This is a genomic window from Pseudomonas sp. PDM28, assembly GCF_019219115.1.
GTDB classification, from domain to species: Bacteria; Pseudomonadota; Gammaproteobacteria; order Pseudomonadales; family Pseudomonadaceae; genus Aquipseudomonas; species Aquipseudomonas laurylsulfatiphila.
On record NZ_JAHUWG010000002.1, the window covers coordinates 251,476 to 269,595 of the forward strand.

Genomic DNA, 18,120 nt, shown 5'->3' on the forward strand with positions numbered 1-18,120 from the left:
CCGACTATTCTGAAGCCAAGTCTGATTTCAACCGTGCGACGTCAGGTCCGAAGCACTACTTGGCCCTTTGGGAAACCGATATGACAGATCCGCAAGATAAACCCGACTCCGACGAGGGTTTAGCTCAGATGCTTATAGGGAAAGGTCCCTGCACCTATCTATTGCTGCTCTTGCTGGGATTGATCCTGCTGTTTCCCTTTCTTGAAGAAGGTCTGTTTGCTCGTACGTTGCTTGGCATTCTGTTTTCAATCGTGCTGCTCGTGGGTGCTTTCGCCACCCGGCAGACTCGGCGGGGGTTCATCCTCAAGCTGGGACTGGCGCTGCTTGGGGTTGGTCTTCAATGGGCGGCGTTGTTGGCTGAAAGTACCGCGATTCTTGGCCTTGCCGGGATAGCTTATACGGCGTCTCTTGCCGTCTCGTTCAGCGGAGTGCTTCGCTATATTCTAAAGCGCGGACCGATTACAGCGGACAAGCTGCATGGCGCGCTTGCGGGTTACATCATGCTGGCCTTCGTCTGGTCGTTCGTATATGCCCTGGTCGAGATGTCCAGTGCCGGTTCATTCGGCCCAGGCCACCTCGACTTCACACAGCCCGGCACGTTCTTCAAACTGATTTATTTCAGCTTCACGACGCTCACAACCACCGGTTACGGTGATTTTATCCCGATGACCAACCATGCCCGTTCACTGGTGATGGTCGAAGAATTTTCCGGCGTTTTTTACGTGGGTGTCGTGATTGCGCGGTTCGCCGGTCTTTATCCATCGAATCAGGCCAAGTGAAAGAACCGAATGCACCAGGCTTTTTCGTCTAACGTGAATTGAAGCGTTTGCATGATCTATTCCCCTGAAAATGGAGTTCGACGATGAAAACTATCGCTTCCTGGCTGTCGGTTACGTTTCTTGGGCTGGTGCTCGGCGGCTGTGCCGCGGTCGGCGCCGGGAGCGGAGGCGCTGGCGAGACGCAGATCCGTTCGGGGAAAATCGAGCAGATTACACTCACACAGATGCAGACCAACCACGATAGCGGCGTCGGCGCCATTTTGGGCGGCCTTGGCGGTTTAGCCTTGGGAAGCCTGGTCGGCCAGGGAACCGGTCGGGATGTGGCGATGGTTGCCGGTGCCCTCGCCGGCGGGGTTGGCGGCAATTACGTCGAAAAGAAAAAGTATGATCAGCCCGTGGACGCTCAGCAGATCATCGTCCGGACCCAAAGCGGCGTGCTGGTTCAGGTGACCCAGCCAATCAATCCGGCGCTGACAAAAGGCCTGAAGGTTTATGTCGAGGGCACTGGAAACGAAGCGCGGGTGGTGCCGCAAGGTTAGTGGCGGCGACAATCGCACAGCAGACAGGCCCGTCAGAATGCCGCTCGACCCGCCCGCGATGAAAGTCGGTGTCATCTCCGACACCCACGGCCTGCTCCGCCCCGAAGCGATCGCCGCCCTGCTGGGCAGCGATTGCATCATTCACGCCGGCGACATCGGCAGCGCGCACATCCTCGACCAATTGGCGGCCATTGCACCGGTGCATGGGGTGCGTGGCAACAACGACCTGGACGCACCCTGGGCGCGCGAGCTGCCCGACTGTCTGCGCCTGAACCTAAACGGCTGGAAGGTGCTGCTGGTGCATGACATCGCCGACCTTGCAATCCATCCAGATGAGCATATCGACCTGGTGATCACCGGTCACTCGCATAAACCAGGCATCGAATGGCGCGGCGAACGACTGTTCCTGAATCCGGGCAGCGCCGGGCGTCGACGTTTCAAGTTACCGGTCACCCTGGCGCTGCTGGACCTGTCTGCACAGTCCATCGAACCTCGGCTGGTGTCACTGCTCGACTGATTCATCTGCCAGGCACCTGCGCACGGGTCATACAGCGCCAAGCCGAAAAATTGAAACATCGAACAATGACTGCCCCCTCGAACGCATGGGCCATCGATTCACGACTCGTCGGCAACCACTCTGACCCTGTGGCAGTCGGCCGGCCCAAGTTTCTGGCCGCTCGAGGAACGAACTTCAATCGGCATCAGCGTCTGGCCGAGCTCATTGTCCAGCAGCACAGAACGCGTCTCTTCGCGCTTGAACAGGAAACGTTCACCCCACTGCCGCAGGCTGACCACCACCGGAAAGATCGCCCGCCCTTTTTCCGTAAGCACGTACTCCTTGTAGGCACTGCCGTCTGACGCGGGTTGAACGTCGAACACACCGACCTCAACCAGAGTTTTCAAGCGCGATGCCAGTATGTTCTTGGCCACGCCCAGGCTTTTCTGAAATTCGCTGAATCGGCGAACGCCATCGAATGCGTCGCGGATGATCATCAGCGACCATCGATCACCAATGGCCTCCAGTGATCTGGCTACCGGGCATTCGCTGCTGTGGGATGAAGTGTCTTCGACCATCGTATTGACCTTCCGGATAAAGATTGCCGGGCCTGCCGTGCAATCCCGAGCAAAGTGGTTGCAATTTAAAACCTGACTCGATAACAATTCAATCCAGTTTTTAATTGAAACCAGTTTAGCGCCACGGAGGCTCCTGTGACAGCCGATGCCGATTCAGCCACCTGCCCTTTCGACCCGCAGGCTTCGGGCCTGCCCGATGCGGATAATGGAGAAAGCGCCCGCGCAGACAGGACCGCCGGGCTGTCTGCGTCGCTTACGCTGCTGTTTTCCGTCACCTGCGCGCTGGCAGTCGCCAACGTGTATTTCGCTCAACCCCTGCTCGATTCAATGGCTCAGAGCCTGGGGGTTGCCTCATCGATGATCGGGGTCGTGGTGACGGCTACCCAGGTCGGTTACGCGCTGGGGTTGCTGTTCATCGTCCCGCTGGGCGACCTGCTCAACCGCAAGCGGTTGATCCTCACGCAAGTGCTGCTGTCTGCGGTAGCACTGGCGGGGGTCGGCGCAGCGCAGCAATGGCTGGCCCTGTTGGGCGCCATGGTCATCGTGGGATTGCTGGCGGTGATGGTTCAAGTGCTGGTGGCCTATGCCGCCGTACTGGCAACGCCGTCACAACGCGGCCAGGCCGTGGGCACCGTCACCAGCGGCATTGTCCTGGGCATTCTTCTGGCGCGGTTTACCTCTGGGCTGATCGCCGATCTGGCGGGCTGGCGCGCCGTGTATTTCGTTTCTTCAGGATTGATGCTGGTCCTCGCGGCGGTGTTCTGGAAAGTGCTGCCCGCCACCGTGTCTCCACGCAACCGAAACACCTACCCGGCACTCATCCGTTCGCTGTTCAGGCTGTTCATGACCGAACCGGTCTTGCGCATCCGGGGTCTGCTGGCCTTGCTGATCTTTGCCGCGTTTTCGGTGTTGTGGACATCCATGGTGCTGCCACTGAGCGCGCCTCCGCTGTCGCTGTCGCACACAGCCATCGGCCTGTTCGGCCTGGCCGGCGTCGCCGGTGCCCTTGCTGCCAGAAGAGCCGGTCGCTGGGCCGACCAGGGGCTGGGGCAACGCGTGACCGGTCTTTCGCTGGTGATCCTGACGCTGTCCTGGTTGCCCAGCGCGTTTGCGCAGACGTCACTGATCGCGCTGGTGTGCGCAGTGGTCCTGCTCGACTTCGCGGTGCAAGCCGTACACGTCACCAACCAGAGCCTCATTTTTGCCGCACGCCCCGACGCCCAAAGCCGCATGGTGGGCGCCTACATGTGCTTTTATTCGGTGGGCAGCGCACTGGGGGCCGCGGCCGCGACCCAGGTGTATGCGCACTGGGGTTGGACAGCCGTCAGCCTGCTGGGTGCCTCGATCAGTGCGACGGCCCTGGTGCTGTGGTTGATCAGTTGTCATTCCTCAACGATCGATCAAGGAAGATTCGCATGAAAACCCGACACCTCTTGCTCGCCATTTCGATTGCGGCCATGAGGGGCGTGAATCTCTCAGTGATCAAACTTTTCGTCTGCGCCAACCGGGGCTGAGTCGGGACGGCTTCAGTCAGGCCCTTTGCGCACCGCCCGCCTGACCTCTGCCTGTATGGCATAGGCCGGAGCCTCCACGGCATTGAAGTCATGGGTATAGCGCTGGGCAAATCCCTGCACACCCCATTCCTGATACTGCTGCACATGCTTGAGTTCGTGAGCCCAGAGCGCGACGTCCTGCTCTGCGGATTGAGGGTCGCGGAAGAGGATGATGTCGATCAGCGTCACGGCACCGACATCGGGGTTCTGCAGCATGGCCGTGGCGGCGCTGAATTGTCCGTTGTTGCTGATTTTGTAGCGCGCGGCATCGAGGACGCCGGGATCGTACCAGGGCAGTAGTTGCTCACGGATGTGCGCAGGAATGGGCTGGCTACCGGCGATGGCGGCTGCATCACGGGCCTGGCTCAGCCACAGTGCCAGGGCCGGCGTCGCGATCTGGTAAACGTCCTCGGGCACCACGTCCGGAAGGCAGATGCAGCCGTCCAGGCACACCTGTCTCTCGCCAGCCGGGCAGTCGCTGGTCTGGGCCGGCACTTCAAGCGCCAGGCAAAGCACAAACAGCGCCACCAGGGGCGTGGTGATGGACGGCATTTGGTGCTCCATGCAGCGGAAAGTGATTAACCGGATGTGGGTGAGGCTACCCCTTGGAGTCCGAGCAGTTCACTCGCCAGCAGCGCTTTCAACGCCATCGGCTTGGCAAAGTGATAACCCTGGGCCTGTCCTGCCCCCATTTCACGCAGCAGTTCCAGTGTCGCCTCATCCTCGACGCCTTCGGCCACCACACTCAGGTCCAGCGACTCGGCCATCCGCACGATTGCCCGGACGATCGCGCGACTGCGGGAACTGGTGGTCAGTTCGAGGATGAACGACTTGTCGATTTTCAAACCGCTGAAACGGTACTGATGCACATAGCTCAGGGAGGAAAACCCTGCGCCGAAGTCATCGAGCACCACCGACATGCCGTTGTCGGCCAGTTGCTGCATGGTCTGTCGGGCAATCGCCGGCTCGGCAACCAGCGCCCCTTCGGTCAACTCCAGGCAGATCCGCGACGGCGACACCTGGTGCTGCGCCAACAGTTCCAGTACCTCACTGGCGAAGCCGGGGCGCGTCATGCTGTAGCTGGAACAGTTGACGTGCACCGCAGGCCAATTGGCGTGCTCGGGCTGCGCGAGAATCTGGGCAATGCTGGTCAGCATGTACAGGTCCAGTCGACCGATCAGGCGCAAGCCTTCGACGTCCGGCAGGAACTCGCCCGGCGCGATCACCCGGCCGCCCGGCTGATGCCAACGGATCAGCGCTTCCAGGGCCAGCAGCTCGCCGGTTTCGACACTGACGATCGGCTGGAAATACGGCAGCAGTTCGTCAGTACGCTTGAGCGCGTTGCGCAAGGCCCCTTCCCGCTCGACCTGGTCCGAAACTTCACGACGCACCTCCTGGTTGAACACCGCGTAGCTGTCGCGGCCGGCACTCTTGACCCGGTACATCGCCGCATCGGCATCGCGCAGCAAGTCGGCGGGTTCGTGATGGAACTGACTGTCGGCGCTGACGATACCGATGCTGCAGGACGAAAAAACCTCATAGCCGTTGATGAAAAACGGCAGGTCGAACGCCACCAGGATCCGTTCGGCGATTTCGATCATCACGTCCAGCGGGGCCTCGGGCGCCAGTACCGAAAACTCATCGCCCCCCAGGCGTGCCAGCATGTCGGTCTCGCGCAGACAACCGCGCAAACGCTGGGCCGCCTGCATCAACAGCAGGTCACCAAAGTGGTGGCCGAAGCTGTCGTTGACCATCTTGAAACGATCGAGATCGATGAACATCACCGCCAGGTGCCCGCCTTCGCGGCCGAACCGCGACCAGGCCAGATTGAGGCGCTGTTGCAGGTAGGTGCGATTGGGCAGCCCGGTCAGCGCATCGTGGGCGTTTTCGTGCTGCAACTTGGCATTGGCGTGATCGAGTTCGCGGGTGCGGCTCTGCACCCGGGCTTCGAGTTTGAGGTTGGCGGCATGGATCGCTTCAGCGGCCGTGCGTCGCGACAGCGCCGTGTCGATGTGCCGCGACACGAACGTCAGCAGTTCCTGGTCACGCTGGGTATAGCGTACCTGCGAGGTATAGCTTTGCACCGCCAGCACGCCACGCACCGCCTCGTCTTCGAACAAGGGAATGCCCAGCCAGGAGTAAGAGCGTACCGACTCATGGGCAATTTCGATTTCGCCCTGCGCGTGTAATCGTTCGGCCTCGGCAACGTCGATCAGGCAAGGTCGGCGCTGACGGATCACATACTCGGTCAGGCCCCTGCGCCCTCGCCGTGCCGGCGGGCAGGTCGTCTGCCGTTCATCCACGTAATAGGGAAAAGTCACCTCGCCGGTGGTGTCGTCGAACAGCGCAATGTAGAAGTTCTGCGCGAACAGCAGGTCACCGACGATGCCATGCAGGGTCTTGAACAGCTCGGCCATGTCACCGGGCTGGCTGGACAGTTCGGCAATCTGGAACAGCGCGCTCTGCAGATGTTCGGCGCGTTCCCGCTCCGCCACTTCCTGGCGCAATGCATCGTTGAGTGCGGACAGTTCCAGGGTGCGACGTATCACCGTTTCTTCCAGGTCCTCACGGTGCAGGATCCGGTCCAGCGCCATGGCCACGTGACGGGCGACCACCAGAAACAATGCGCGGTCTTCTGCGCTGTAGATTCGCGAAACGTCGTAGACCTGCATCGCCAGCATGCCAAACACGTCATCCGAGGCGTTTTTCAACGGTGCGCCCATCCAGAACTCGGGACGATCACCCACGCAGTGGAAACGGTTCTGTGCCTGGGCCTCGAGAATGCCGGCGGCGTCGATCAGCAAAGGCTGGCCACTGGTCAACACCTGCCCGGTCAACGACAGGCGCGAAGGGTCAAGGTATTCATAGTTTTCCGATTCCAGGGCATCGACGTCGATGATGTCGACGTAATACGGGTAATCGATCTTGCCAGTGTGCGGGTTATACAGCGCGAGGTAGAAGTTCTCGGCGTCGATCAGACTGGCCAGCAGCCGGTGAACCCCCACCAGGAACACTGAACGGTCACGGGTCGAACTGGCCAGATAGGTAATTTCATAGAGCACACGCTGGGTGATCTGCGCACGGGCCAGGGTATTGGTCTGTAGCTCGATACCCAGGCGCTGGGCAAAGTCCGCGAACGCGGGTTCAGCCGCATCGTTGACGGGGGCGAGCAGCCAACCCAACTCACTTTCGCCTCTGCCGGTCGGCCAACGGTGCAGGTTCGAAGTCCGGCAAAAGGCTTCAAACGCCTCATTGGCAATGCTCGAAGGCCATTGCACCCGTGGATCGCCTTGCCCGACCCAATGCATCTGTTCGCCGGCGCGGTAGAACACCCAGGCAGTGCTATGGGCCCAGTGGCGCGCTGAGTCCAGCACGTGCTCGATCGAGTCGTCATTGCCGGCGTAGACCTTGCCGACAGTATCCGGACTCTTTACGGGTTGCAGCTCGGCCACTTCGCATTGGCTCGAATGCCGCCGGGAGTCGGTCAATGTACGAAAACTCATCAGGGCTCCCTGAGCCAAAACTGGCGAAACTCACTGACTGATTGCTAGCAATATGCCATCTATCATCTTATTTATAGCTTATAGCGTTTTTTTCAATGCTTTGTTCACTTTAGTGCCGGGTATGAGACGGGCTGCAATTTATTCGCTGCGTATTACCCGGGCCAGCGCCTCCAGGATGATGGGTTCCATCGTCCTCTATGACGCGAGAACCGCAGTGGCGGCTAGCGGCGCAGACAAAGAAACACCACTCGGTGGCAGGCCGCGTTTTCACACGATCTGCCACCGAGTGGCGTTTTAGCGATGCTGTCTATGGATTGTCTCAGCCATCGGACACAGGCTGTGACTCCCCCCTGCATTTCAATGTGACATATCAGTCGTCATTGTCATCGCGATCACGGTAGCGACGGTGTTCACGATCATAGCCACGACGATCATCGTCACGGTCATAACCCTGATCATCGTCCCCTCTCCAGTCGTAACCACGTCGATGATCATGATCGTGATATCGCCCGTACCGTTCTCCGTCATCCCAATGCGGGCCGCAGCCTCCCAACAACACGGCGCTGGAAATGGCCAAGATCAAGATTACTGCGCGATTCATGAAAACGTCCTGAATGTCGGGATTATGGAAGGGTCACGGCTGCTCGAAACGTTTATCCGGGCAGTGTTCAGCCATGGCTATGACCATTCGGTAACTCAATGATTCCGTTGGGAAATACAAACAAGTGACGCTCACTCCCAGCGACCACGCCATCGAATGCCCGCCGAGACCTACCGGACGTGTCATCAATAGCCAAGGGGCTGTCGTCAAAAGAAAAGCGCCCCTGACACGGGGGTTATCTAATGGCAGTACTGAAAAGGTCTCTGGCGACGAGTCGACGTAAGCGACGCTGCGCCTGAGTCACGAGTTGCCTGGAACACCAGGCAGGAGAACAACAATATGAAATTCGTGAAAACTCTTCTGGCTGCCGTACCCCTCATGGCGCTGGCCATCGATGCCCAAGCCTATGTATCGAGCCAGGAAGCCGCCCGACTGGGCAGCAGCCTGACGTGGGTGGGTGCCGAAAAGGCCGGTAATGCCGACGGCTCCATTCCGCCCTACAACGGTGGACTGACCACCGCCCCACCCGGTTTCAAGACCGGCGACAGCATGCGTCCGGACCCTTTTGCCGGCGAAAAACCGCTGCTGGTAATCAACGGCAAGAACGTCGACTCGTACAAAGGCATGCTAACGGCCACCACCGTAGCATTGGCCAGACGCTACCCCGGCTTTCGCATCGACGTGTATCCGACCCACCGCACGGCATCGCTGCCCCAGGCGGTACTGGACAACAGCCGCAGGAATGCCACCCATGCCAAGTCCCTCAACGGCGGGATTGCCATCGACAATGTGATGCCCGGAGTGCCGTTCCCGATCCCGCAATCAGGCGCCGAGGCGATGTGGAACTTCCTGCTGCGCTACCAGGGCGTCAACATCCATTCCAAGTACGACTCCTGGACGGTCGACACGGCCGGCGTACCGAGCCTGGCGGTCACCGGCGAGGCATTCGTGTCCTTCCCGATCTACGAGAACATGTCCAAGCCGTTCAACAGCTCGGACATTTATTATCAGTTGAAACTGTCCTATACCGGGCCTGCGCGCCGAGCCGGCGAGTCGATCATGCTCAAGAACGCCACCAATCCATCGGAGTTTCCCGGCCGGGCCTGGCAGTACATGCCGGCCCAGCGCCGGGTCAAGCAGATTTCGATCCTGGCCTACGACACCCCCAACCCCGGTACTGCCCGTGCGCTCGAGCTGTATGACTGGACGCTGGTCGGCAAGCAGGAAATGATCGTGCCCTACAATACCTACAAGCTCACCTACGCTCGCGACGCCAAATCCCTGACCACGCCGAATTTCATTGCCCCGGATTTCGTTCGCTGGGAAAAACACCGGGTCTACGTCGTGGAGGGCAACCTCAAGCCCGGCGCCAGGCACATTTACCAGAAGCGCCGCTTTTACCTGGATGAAGATACCTGGGCCGCGGTGGCCTCCGATCAGTACGACACCCGTGGCCAGCTGTATCGTGGCTCCTTCGCGTTCTTCAGCCAGAGCTATGACCAGCAAGTCCCGGATGCCACGCCCTTCATGACGTACGACCTGTCGAAAGGCACCTACAACATCAATGGCGTGGTCGGCCCTCATGGCGGCATCCGCTACATCGAGCCGCTATCGACGGCGCAGTGGGTGCCGGAGTCCATGGCGGGCGCCGGTATTCGCTGAGTGGATGGTGACAAGGCCCCCCGAATCGAAAAAGGGGGCAGGACCTGCAGGGATCAGCTGTCGCAGGCCACAACCGGGTCTTGAGCAGATTCGGCAGCCAGCTTCAACCGGTCAGCCTTGCTGATGTACTTATCCTTTTTTTGCGGGGCCAGTTTGGCACTGGCCTTTTTCGCGTGCGCCTTCAGCAGCTGGTTTATTTTCTTGCGACGATTCATGTTTTTCTGCTCAACCGGTATTTCCTGAATGATATCAGCTTAAACATTCAGGCCGGGCTGCCGCGTTCCCCATAACTGGGTTACTTCACCCACCCTTCCGGGTAATTACCACCAAATTGGAGGAACATCCCCTTTCTCCCCGCGTCTCCCGAATGCAAATCCGTCAGCAACTTGTTCATTAACCTGGGTTTTTTCTTTGCCCGGGTGATGGCTCATTAGTTGCACACGCCCCCTTGTGCCCACAACAGCAGTCGTCCCGGACATGGAGACGACGGGACATCACGCAAGGGGTGAAACATGAAACGCACGACTCAACCAGGCAATTCCTTCTACTGGCTGCGCAAAACAGGCCTGCCTTGTGCGATGTTCTTTACCCTGGCCACGGCAGACGCCGCACCACTGGATGATTTCGGCCCGCCACCACCGACGGACCCTTCGGCGTTTACCAATCCACCTGCCGACCCCCAGGCCGCGGTGGATGCTGTAGAGGCCATGCCACCCACCAACACGGGGGCCTTCGCCCTGCCCAATGGCGTGTATGGTACCCGCACCACGCCGACGACCGACAACGTGCTGCCACCAGCGCTGCAGACATCGTTCAAGATCCCCACCAACGGCAAGCCCAGCCCGTTGTTCGGGGCGCAGCCGTACACCCAGCAATTGCTGTTGTTCGAAGAATTCGGCACGGAAAAACTCGACCCGACACTGCCGCCGCCCACCCTGACCTTCCCGCCTCCGATTGTCGGCCCGGCGCCCACCCAGGACCCGAACAGCATCGCCCGCAGCGGCCCTTCGGCTGCGGCGCTCGAAGCCTTCATGCGTCAGCCCGGGCTGTACCCGTTTCCGTCGCAGTATTCCAACGTGCTGGACCGTAACCCGTGGAAAGCGCAGGTAGAAGCCTTCCTCAACCGCCATCCGGTCGGCTCGCCGGCCGAGGGGCGTCCGCCAGGAAAAGGCTGGTCGCACCAGCGCTGGAACGAGTTCTACCCACAGGTCGCCTTCAAGACCGCCCAAGCAGGCGCCAAACTCAACGGCGGCATGCGCGACCGTCGCCAGCTGCACAACTACGCCGTCGGTGAGTTCGGGCCGGGCGGGCTCTACAACCAGACTTCGGACAACCCGATCATTGCGGGTACCACCAAAGGCATCGATACCCGTTTTCACCCCAACATGCCGATCCAGAACCACAAGGCGCTCTGGACCTTCGACGGCACCTTCCCGCCAAAACTGTTGATGGTGCGCTACGGCCAGGGCGTGCTGATGCGGCACTACAACGCCCTGCCGATCGATCCATCAGCCAACATGGGTTTTGGCCTGCACACCCTCAGCACCCACGAACACAACGGCCACAACCCGGCCGAAAGCGACGGCTATGCCAATGCGTTTTTCTTTCCCGGGCAGTACTTCGACTATCGCTGGCCGATCCAGTTGGCCGGTTACGACAGCATCAACACCAGCGCCCAGGATCCGCGCGCGGCGTTCCCCTGCGCCCCGGGCGAAACCCTGTATGTCAACGATGCCACGCCGGGCCTGAAGACCTGCAACAACGGCACCATCAAGATCCGTGGCGACTGGCGCGAAACCATGAGCACCCACTGGTTCCACGACCACATGCTCGATTTCACCGCGCAGAACGTCTACAAGGGCAGCGCGTCGATGATGAACTACTACAGCGCCCTGGATCGCGGGAACGAAGCCTTGGAAGACGGTGTCAACCTGCGCCTGCCCAGCGGCTCGGCCTTGCCTTGGGGTAACCGAGACTACGACGTCAACCTGATGCTGGCCGACAAGGCCTGGGATCAGAACGGCCAGCTGTGGTTCAACCCGTTCAACACCGACGGCTTCCTCGGCGATCAGATGCTGGTCAACTGGCAGTACCAACCACGCCTGAACGTGCGGGCGCGCAGCTATCGCTTCCGCATCCTCAATGGCTCGGTGTCGCGCTTCTTCAGGATCGCGCTGGTGCGTGAAGTCGTCGGCACCGGTGGCGAATTCCCCGGCCCGACAGGCTCCGGCCTGTCCTATACCCGCGTGCCCTTCCACTTGATCGCCAACGACGGCAACCTCATGGAACACGCCGTGCCGTTCGACGGCAGCCTGGATCTGGACGCTGACGGAGACCTGCAGGACCACAACGCGATCCTGCCCGCCCAGGGCATTGCCGAGCGTTTCGACATCATCGTCAACTTCTCGAAATACGGGATCAAGACCGGCGACAAGCTGTACTTCGTCAACCTGATGGAGCACCAGAACGGCAAGGGTCCGGAGAGTATTGCGCTGAGCTTGGCCGATGTCCTGGCCGGCAGGTACAAGGCAGTGCTCAAGCTGACCAGTACTGGCTTGCGATGGGAGGACGGAGACCCGGTGGTGGGCAAGTTCATGCAGATGGTGGTCCAGCCATATGCCGGCCAGGACGTGAGCATGAACCCCGCCGACTACGAACCCGCCAAACCGGGCAAGCCAGTGGGTAAAAGCATGATCCCGTTGACGATCAATCGCGACGACCCGACGATGCAGGCCAAGCTCAAGGCTGCGCGCCATCGCGAGTTCATCTTCGGTCGCTCCGACGGCACCGACGAAGAACCCTGGACCATCAAGACCGATGGCGGTTTCGGCTATCAAATGGATCCTCGGATCATCAGCGCCGCTCCGCAACTGGCCACCGGTCCGACCCCTGCCGGGTTCTCCGGCGATGGCACCCTGGAAGTGTGGAAAATCAGGAACGGCGGCAACGGCTGGAGTCACCCGGTGCACGTGCATTTCGAAGAAGGCATCGTCCTCAACCGCGACGGCAAGGCGCCGCCGGAATGGGAAAAATGGGCGCGCAAGGACGTCTATCTCATCGGCCAAGGTATCGACAGTTCCGTGGACGTAGACATTGCGATCCGCTTCCGCGAGTTCGCCGGGACCTACCTGGAGCATTGCCACAACACCCAGCACGAGGACACGTCCATGCTGATGCGTTGGGATGTCGAGCACCCCGGCCAGTTCCAGTTGATGCCAACGCCACTGCCTGGCTGGGACGGCGTCACCTACGTCAACTCCGCCGCGCTGCCGACTTTCCGCACTGGCGATGAACGTGTCGAAGACCTCGCCAACCAGAAACCTGTCGCCAACCCCGACAGCGCCATCAGTAACACCGGCCAACCGGTGACCATCAACGTGCTGGCCAACGACACCGACCCTGACGGCAACGTGCCGCTTAAAGTGGTGGGTCTGGAGCAACCGGACTCCGGCAAGGGCTCGGTCAGCACCGACGGTCTGCGCGTGATCTACACACCACCGGCCACGATCCCCGCGCCGTTCACCGCGACCTTTACCTATAGGGCCAGCGATGCCAAGAACGCGGAGTCGGCACCGGCGACGGTGTCCGTGGCGGTCTCGGCAGGGGTCGTCGAGAACCTGATCGTCACCAGCGCCACCGTCACCGCCCGCAGCAGCAGCCGCTGGTATTGGGTACTGTCCGGCACCACCTCGCGTGGCACGGGCAATACCATCACCGCGACGGCCACGACCACGACCGGCACGGTGAACCTTGGCGCCGCCACCCTGACCACGACGCCTACAGGCGCGCGCTGGAATATAGCGGTGACAACCGTCGGCAGCGGCCCAGCGGCTGCCCCGACGGCGACCATCAAGTCGGCCTTTGGCAAAACCGTGACGGTGCCGGTAGTGAAGAACTGAGTTTCAACCTGGCTTTAGCGACGAGGGCCTCAATGGATCTGAGGCCCGAATCGGTCAGTTCGGTTGGTCCGGTTCAACTGTGCGGCGCGATGATCCTGAGCCATGGCCAGCGAGCCTGATAACTTCTGGCCTTCTGATCGAACAGGTCCGGCCTGGGATTTCCTGGATTGATTCGAAGCAGCCCGTGCTCTGTGTCGGCCAGGCCGTTGGGGGCATAGACCTCGCCGGTGGCGACATCCCAACCTATGCAGGTACCGGCAACCAGGTAGCGATCGACCCCGTCCCTGGCCGACTGGAGCCTGGGATAATCCCCGCCGAACCGCTGGCTGTACCACAGGTGAACGCGGGCCTGATTCTTGACCTCAACGTTCACGTCGAGGTCGTTGAACAGCTGCCGAGCTGACTGGATGACCTCATTCTCTGCCTCCCAGGACAGATCATCATCGAAGTAAAAGACGTCGTAATCCTTCACTCCCCACTCTGGCGGTCGCTGCGACTGATGATTCCAGACGGCCTGGAACAGGCAACCGGCCGTGAGCATGCATTGGTTCAAGCCGAGCTCGGGCAAGCGTGTGTAAATTTGTGCGTTGACCGGATTGGTCATTGCGATCCTGATCAGGCTTTCGGCAGTCAATGTCATCTTCATCCCTTCCCTATCGATCTGATCCTGGCGACCGACAATACCCCCGCTGCTTTACAAATTCACGAAAAACACTGCCCGTTCCCTTATCCGGCCAATCAGGTGCCATTCAGCGTTATCTCGTCGGTACTGACTACGTGGATGACACTTTTGAAGTGAGCCGCCGCCGTGCCTGCCCCGATAATCGATAGCTTACTGACGAACTGTCGAGGTCAAGCATGACGAGCGCAAATATGGAACAAGTCAGCCCGGGAACACTGAGAAGAGTGATTGTCGCCGCCGGCATCGGCAATTTCGTCGAGTGGTTCGACTTCGCCGTCTATGGCTTCCTGGCCACGACCATCGCCCAGCAATTTTTCCCCAGCGGCGATGCCAGCGCCGCGCTGCTCAAGACCTTTGCGGTGTTCGCCGTGGCCTTCGCGTTTCGGCCCCTTGGCGGGATTTTCTTCGGCATGCTGGGCGACCGGATCGGCCGCAAGCGAACCCTGGCGATGACGATTCTGCTGATGGCAGGTGCGACGACCCTGATCGGTCTGCTGCCCACTTATGCGGCGATCGGGGTCATGGCGCCGATTCTGCTGTCGCTGATCCGTTGCGCCCAGGGCTTTTCCGCCGGGGGCGAATACGCAGGTGCCTGTGCCTACCTGATGGAGCATGCACCGAGCGACAAACGCGCCTGGTACGGCAGCTTCATCCCGGTGTCGACATTTTCCGCCTTCGCCGCGGCAGCCGTGGTGGCTTACGCGCTCGAGGCATCATTGTCGGCCGAAGCCATGGGCAGTTGGGGTTGGCGCCTGCCCTTCCTGATTGCTGCGCCGCTGGGCCTGGTGGGGCTTTACCTGCGCTGGAAACTTGACGAGACGCCGGCATTCCAGGCGGTGACCCAGGAACATGCGGTCGCCCACTCGCCGCTCAAGGACACCTTGCGCAACCATGGGGCGGCGATCTGTTGCCTGGGTGCCTTCGTGTCACTGACCGCCCTGTCGTTTTATATGTTCACCACCTATTTCGCGACGTACCTGCAAGTCGCCGGTGGCCTGAACCGCGCAACCGCGTTGCTGGTGTCACTGATTGCATTGCTGTTCGCCGCGGCGATCTGCCCGCTGGCCGGGCTGTACTCGGATCGGGTCGGGCGTCGCATGACGGTGATGACGGCCTGCGCTCTGTTGATCGTTGTCGTGTATCCCTCATTTTTGATGGCCAGCTCCGGCTCGTTCGCAGCGTCCGTCGTCGGCGTCATGCTCCTGGCGATTGGCGCGGTGTTGTGTGGCGTAGTGACAGCTGCCTTGCTCTCGGAAACCTTCCCGACCCGCACTCGATACACCGCCTCGGCGATCACCTACAACATGGCCTACACCCTGTTCGGCGGCACCGCGCCGCTGGTAGCGACGTGGCTGATCAGCACCACCGGCAGCAACCTGTCGCCGGCGTTCTACCTGATCGTGATTGCATTACTCGCGCTGGCCGGGGGACTGGCATTGCCGGAGACCTCGAGGATCTCCCTGCATGACGTGGCGGCGCAGGAGAAAGCCGAAGGCGTGGGGGCATCCGCCTGACACACGAAACGGGCCGGCAGGCGTCAAGTCAGCGAGGTTTCCCTCAGAGGCCTTTGACTGGCGAGGCCTCTGGCCTGCCAGCGATGGTCGTTAACGATAACGCGGGTGAACTGGATCAACGCGACGCACTTGAGTCCATCGCCAGCAGGCTGGCTCCTACAGTTTCTGCGTGGGCATGACCCCTTGTGGGAGCTGGCTTGCCAGCGATGGTCGTTAACGATTACGCGTGTGAACTGGATGAACGCGGCGCACTTGAGTCCATCGCCAGCAGGCTGGCTCCTACAGTTTCAGCGTGGGCGCGGTCTTTTGTGGGAGCTGGCTTGCCAGCGATGGTCGTTCACGATTACGCGTGTGAACTGGATGAACGCGGCGCACTCGAGTCCATCACCAGCAGGCTGGCTCCTACAGTTTCCCGGGAATGCGCAAAGAATCTTTTTTTCGACAGACGTCACTCGTGCCTTGAATAGAGAGGCGACGACATCCGTCACCGGAGGTCATGCCTCGCGCGCCAACCCCAACTCAATTCGACGTCACCCATGATTCCACAGCGACATCGTGGGCTTGTCATGAAATGAAAAGAAATTGTCGTCGAATGAATGGCCGTCAGCCGCCCCCCTCCATAAATTCCTCTTCGGGCCCGCACGCGTTGAATACCGCGATCTGAACGCGGGCCCGTGCTGGTTTACAGGCTCAACATCATAATAATAATCAGAGGGGCCGCATTGTATGCGCGTGAATTTACCCGTAACCGAGCATGAAAGAGTATTTCCCGCCGAACAACGATTGATCTCCACGACCGATCTCGATAGCCGGATCACCTACTGCAATGAGGCCTTTGTTGCCATCAGCGGTTTCACCTACGACGAATTGGTGGGCCAGCCCCATAACCTGGTTCGACACCCCGACATGCCTCCCGGGGTATTCATTCACATGTGGCACACCATCAAGCAAGGCAAGCCCTGGATGGGCATTGTGAAAAACCGCGCGAAGAATGGTGATTTCTATTGGGTCAGTGCCTACGTCACGCCCATCCATGAAAACGGACGCCTGAGTGGTTACGAGTCGGTTCGTTCGCTGCCCAGCCGCGACCAGGTCCGTCGGGCCGCAGCACTCTATGCACGGATGCGGGCCGGCAAGCCCATCGTTTCGCTGAGCACGCGGATTTCCCGGCCGCTGCAACACGGCTGGCCGTTGCTGATCGCCGGCGCAGTTTCATTGCTCGCCGAGCAGTGGCTGCCCAATGCAGCGGCACAGGGGCTGATGGTGGCGAGCCTGTGTATGGCCTGGTACCTGATCGAGTCCCGGCATCGCAGAGCCATCGAGCGCACCCTGGCCGAGCATCCGAAAGCCTTTTCCGATCCGTTGGTCGCGCTCACCTACAGCGACAACCATGGTCCCCAGGGTCGCCTGGACATGGCCATGGTCAGTGAGGAAGCGCGTTTGCAGACCGCCCTGAGCCGACTCGTCGATGCCGGGGTCAATGTCAAGGCCAAGGCCGCGCAGTCGTCCGAACTCTCCGGATCGCAAGCGCAGTCGCTTGATCGTCAGCGCAGTGAAACCGATCAGTCAGCCGCCGCCATCTCACAGATGGCCGCCACCATCCAGGAAGTCACCCAGAACGTCATCAGCACCGCGCATGCCGCATCGCAGGCCGACCAGTTGACGCGTGACGGCAGTGAGCTGGCCCGGCAAAGCCTGAGCGCCATGGAAACCATGCATGAGGCGGTCAACGAGATCGGCAAGGCGGTCAACGCATTGGCCAGTGAAACGCAATCGATCGGCAGTGTCGTGGATGTCATCACCTCCATTGCCGAACAAACCAACCTGCTGGCGCTCAATGCGGCCATCGAGGCGGCCCGGGCCGGTGAGCAAGGTCGCGGTTTTGCCGTGGTTGCCGACGAGGTGCGCTCCCTTGCACAACGCACTCGCACCTCCACCGAACAGATCCACGGCATCATTGCTTCGCTGTACGACGGTGCCGATCGCGCAGTGTCCACGGCCAGCCGTGGCGAGCAGATCTCCCGCGAAAGCATGCAGCGTGTCGAGGCGGTGCAGTCGGCGCTGGTCGGCATCAGTCAGGCCGTCACCCGGATTACCGGAATGAGCCAGCAGATGGCCTCGGCGTCTGAAGAGCAAAGTCACGTGGCTGAAGACATCAATCAACAGATCACGCGTATTGCCCAACTCTGTGATCACAGCGCCGGGCAGGCCAAACAAGGCGCCGCAATCAGCCAGGATCTTGAGGCCATGGCCGACTACCTGCACAGCCTGGCCGAGCGTTTTAACCGATAGTGGCGACAGGGTGAATCCTGCT

Annotated in this window: 13 protein-coding genes and 2 pseudogenes; 9 read left to right on the forward strand and 6 right to left on the reverse strand. The window is 60.5% G+C overall.

Going from position 1 to position 18,120, the window contains the following annotated elements; all coding sequences use genetic code 11:
• The first annotated feature begins 80 nt into the window (after positions 1-80).
• The 3 genes from KW841_RS04475 (at position 81) to KW841_RS04485 (ending at position 1,835) form a co-directional block, all read left to right on the forward strand.
• Positions 81-779, forward strand: a complete 699-nt coding sequence (locus KW841_RS04475) for a potassium channel family protein (protein ID WP_218474570.1) — start codon at positions 81-83, stop codon at positions 777-779.
• Between the two features lie 83 nt (positions 780-862).
• Positions 863-1,318 carry a glycine zipper 2TM domain-containing protein gene (locus KW841_RS04480; protein ID WP_218473901.1) on the forward strand — a complete coding sequence of 152 codons (456 nt, stop codon included), beginning with the start codon at positions 863-865 and terminating at the stop codon, positions 1,316-1,318.
• A gap of 58 nt (positions 1,319-1,376) precedes the next feature.
• Entirely contained in the window at positions 1,377-1,835 is a 459-nt protein-coding gene (locus KW841_RS04485) for a metallophosphoesterase family protein (protein WP_218474571.1), read from the forward strand.
• A 98-nt stretch (positions 1,836-1,933) separates the two neighbouring features.
• Here KW841_RS04485 and KW841_RS04490 read toward each other — a convergent pair whose 3' ends face one another.
• Positions 1,934-2,392, reverse strand: a complete 459-nt coding sequence (locus tag KW841_RS04490; protein ID WP_218473903.1) for a helix-turn-helix domain-containing protein — start codon at positions 2,390-2,392, stop codon at positions 1,934-1,936.
• A 135-nt stretch (positions 2,393-2,527) separates the two neighbouring features.
• On the opposite strand from KW841_RS04490, the gene KW841_RS04495 reads away from it, so the two are divergent.
• On the forward strand, positions 2,528-3,811 hold the full coding sequence (locus tag KW841_RS04495) for an MFS transporter (protein WP_218473905.1): 1,284 nt from the start codon (positions 2,528-2,530) through the stop codon (positions 3,809-3,811).
• A gap of 107 nt (positions 3,812-3,918) precedes the next feature.
• Here the strand turns inward: KW841_RS04495 and KW841_RS04500 are convergent, their stop codons facing one another.
• The 3 genes from KW841_RS04500 to KW841_RS29580 form a co-directional block, all read right to left on the reverse strand.
• Complete coding sequence (locus KW841_RS04500) at positions 3,919-4,497, reverse strand: DUF4157 domain-containing protein (protein WP_218473906.1); 579 nt, start codon at positions 4,495-4,497, stop codon at positions 3,919-3,921.
• A 26-nt stretch (positions 4,498-4,523) separates the two neighbouring features.
• On the reverse strand, positions 4,524-7,448 hold the full coding sequence (locus tag KW841_RS04505; protein WP_218473908.1) for an EAL domain-containing protein: 2,925 nt from the start codon (positions 7,446-7,448) through the stop codon (positions 4,524-4,526).
• A gap of 370 nt (positions 7,449-7,818) precedes the next feature.
• The gene (locus KW841_RS29580) at positions 7,819-8,049 is read right to left on the reverse strand and encodes a hypothetical protein (protein WP_007974872.1); all 231 of its coding nucleotides are present in this window, start codon (positions 8,047-8,049) and stop codon (positions 7,819-7,821) included.
• A gap of 339 nt (positions 8,050-8,388) precedes the next feature.
• Between KW841_RS29580 and KW841_RS04515 the strand changes: the two genes are divergently transcribed.
• Positions 8,389-9,711 (forward strand): DUF1329 domain-containing protein, encoded by a 1,323-nt coding sequence (locus KW841_RS04515; RefSeq protein WP_218473912.1) that lies wholly within the window; start codon positions 8,389-8,391, stop codon positions 9,709-9,711.
• Between the two features lie 53 nt (positions 9,712-9,764).
• Here the strand turns inward: KW841_RS04515 and KW841_RS04520 are convergent, their stop codons facing one another.
• A complete protein-coding gene (locus KW841_RS04520; protein WP_218473914.1) occupies positions 9,765-9,926 on the reverse strand; it encodes a DUF2986 domain-containing protein in 162 nt (53 codons plus the stop codon).
• A gap of 363 nt (positions 9,927-10,289) precedes the next feature.
• On the opposite strand from KW841_RS04520, the gene KW841_RS04525 reads away from it, so the two are divergent.
• Complete coding sequence (locus tag KW841_RS04525) at positions 10,290-13,610, forward strand: Ig-like domain-containing protein (RefSeq protein ID WP_256357721.1); 3,321 nt, start codon at positions 10,290-10,292, stop codon at positions 13,608-13,610.
• A gap of 73 nt (positions 13,611-13,683) precedes the next feature.
• On the opposite strand, the gene KW841_RS04530 is transcribed toward KW841_RS04525, so the two are convergent.
• Entirely contained in the window at positions 13,684-14,250 is a 567-nt protein-coding gene (locus KW841_RS04530; RefSeq protein ID WP_256357707.1) for a nucleotidyltransferase family protein, read from the reverse strand.
• Positions 14,251-14,468: 218 nt separating this feature from the next.
• Between KW841_RS04530 and KW841_RS04535 the strand changes: the two genes are divergently transcribed.
• The 3 genes and pseudogenes from KW841_RS04535 to KW841_RS29995 all read left to right on the forward strand — a co-directional run.
• Positions 14,469-15,806, forward strand: a complete 1,338-nt coding sequence (locus tag KW841_RS04535) for an MFS transporter (protein ID WP_218473918.1) — start codon at positions 14,469-14,471, stop codon at positions 15,804-15,806.
• Positions 15,807-16,532: 726 nt separating this feature from the next.
• Positions 16,533-16,811 (forward strand): annotated as a pseudogene (locus tag KW841_RS29990) (PAS domain-containing protein); the annotation flags it as partial.
• 312 nt (positions 16,812-17,123) lie between these two features.
• Positions 17,124-18,098: pseudogene (locus KW841_RS29995) on the forward strand (methyl-accepting chemotaxis protein); the annotation flags it as partial.
• Positions 18,099-18,120: the final 22 nt, after the last annotated feature.

Bases quoted from the DNA above. Each gene is read 5' to 3' on its own strand.
- KW841_RS04475 (WP_218474570.1), top strand. From the start codon at position 81: ATGACAGATCCGCAAGATAAACCCGACTCCGACGAGGGTTTAGCTCAG.
- KW841_RS04480 (WP_218473901.1), top strand. From the start codon at position 863: ATGAAAACTATCGCTTCCTGGCTGTCGGTTACGTTTCTTGGGCTGGTG.
- KW841_RS04485 (WP_218474571.1), top strand. From the start codon at position 1,377: ATGAAAGTCGGTGTCATCTCCGACACCCACGGCCTGCTCCGCCCCGAA.
- KW841_RS04490 (WP_218473903.1), bottom strand. From the start codon at position 2,392: ATGGTCGAAGACACTTCATCCCACAGCAGCGAATGCCCGGTAGCCAGA.
- KW841_RS04500 (WP_218473906.1), bottom strand. From the start codon at position 4,497: ATGCCGTCCATCACCACGCCCCTGGTGGCGCTGTTTGTGCTTTGCCTG.
- KW841_RS04505 (WP_218473908.1), bottom strand. From the start codon at position 7,448: ATGAGTTTTCGTACATTGACCGACTCCCGGCGGCATTCGAGCCAATGC.
- KW841_RS29580 (WP_007974872.1), bottom strand. From the start codon at position 8,049: ATGAATCGCGCAGTAATCTTGATCTTGGCCATTTCCAGCGCCGTGTTG.
- KW841_RS04515 (WP_218473912.1), top strand. From the start codon at position 8,389: ATGAAATTCGTGAAAACTCTTCTGGCTGCCGTACCCCTCATGGCGCTG.
- KW841_RS04520 (WP_218473914.1), bottom strand. From the start codon at position 9,926: ATGAATCGTCGCAAGAAAATAAACCAGCTGCTGAAGGCGCACGCGAAA.
- KW841_RS04525 (WP_256357721.1), top strand. From the start codon at position 10,290: ATGTTCTTTACCCTGGCCACGGCAGACGCCGCACCACTGGATGATTTC.
- KW841_RS04530 (WP_256357707.1), bottom strand. From the start codon at position 14,250: ATGACATTGACTGCCGAAAGCCTGATCAGGATCGCAATGACCAATCCG.
- KW841_RS04535 (WP_218473918.1), top strand. From the start codon at position 14,469: ATGACGAGCGCAAATATGGAACAAGTCAGCCCGGGAACACTGAGAAGA.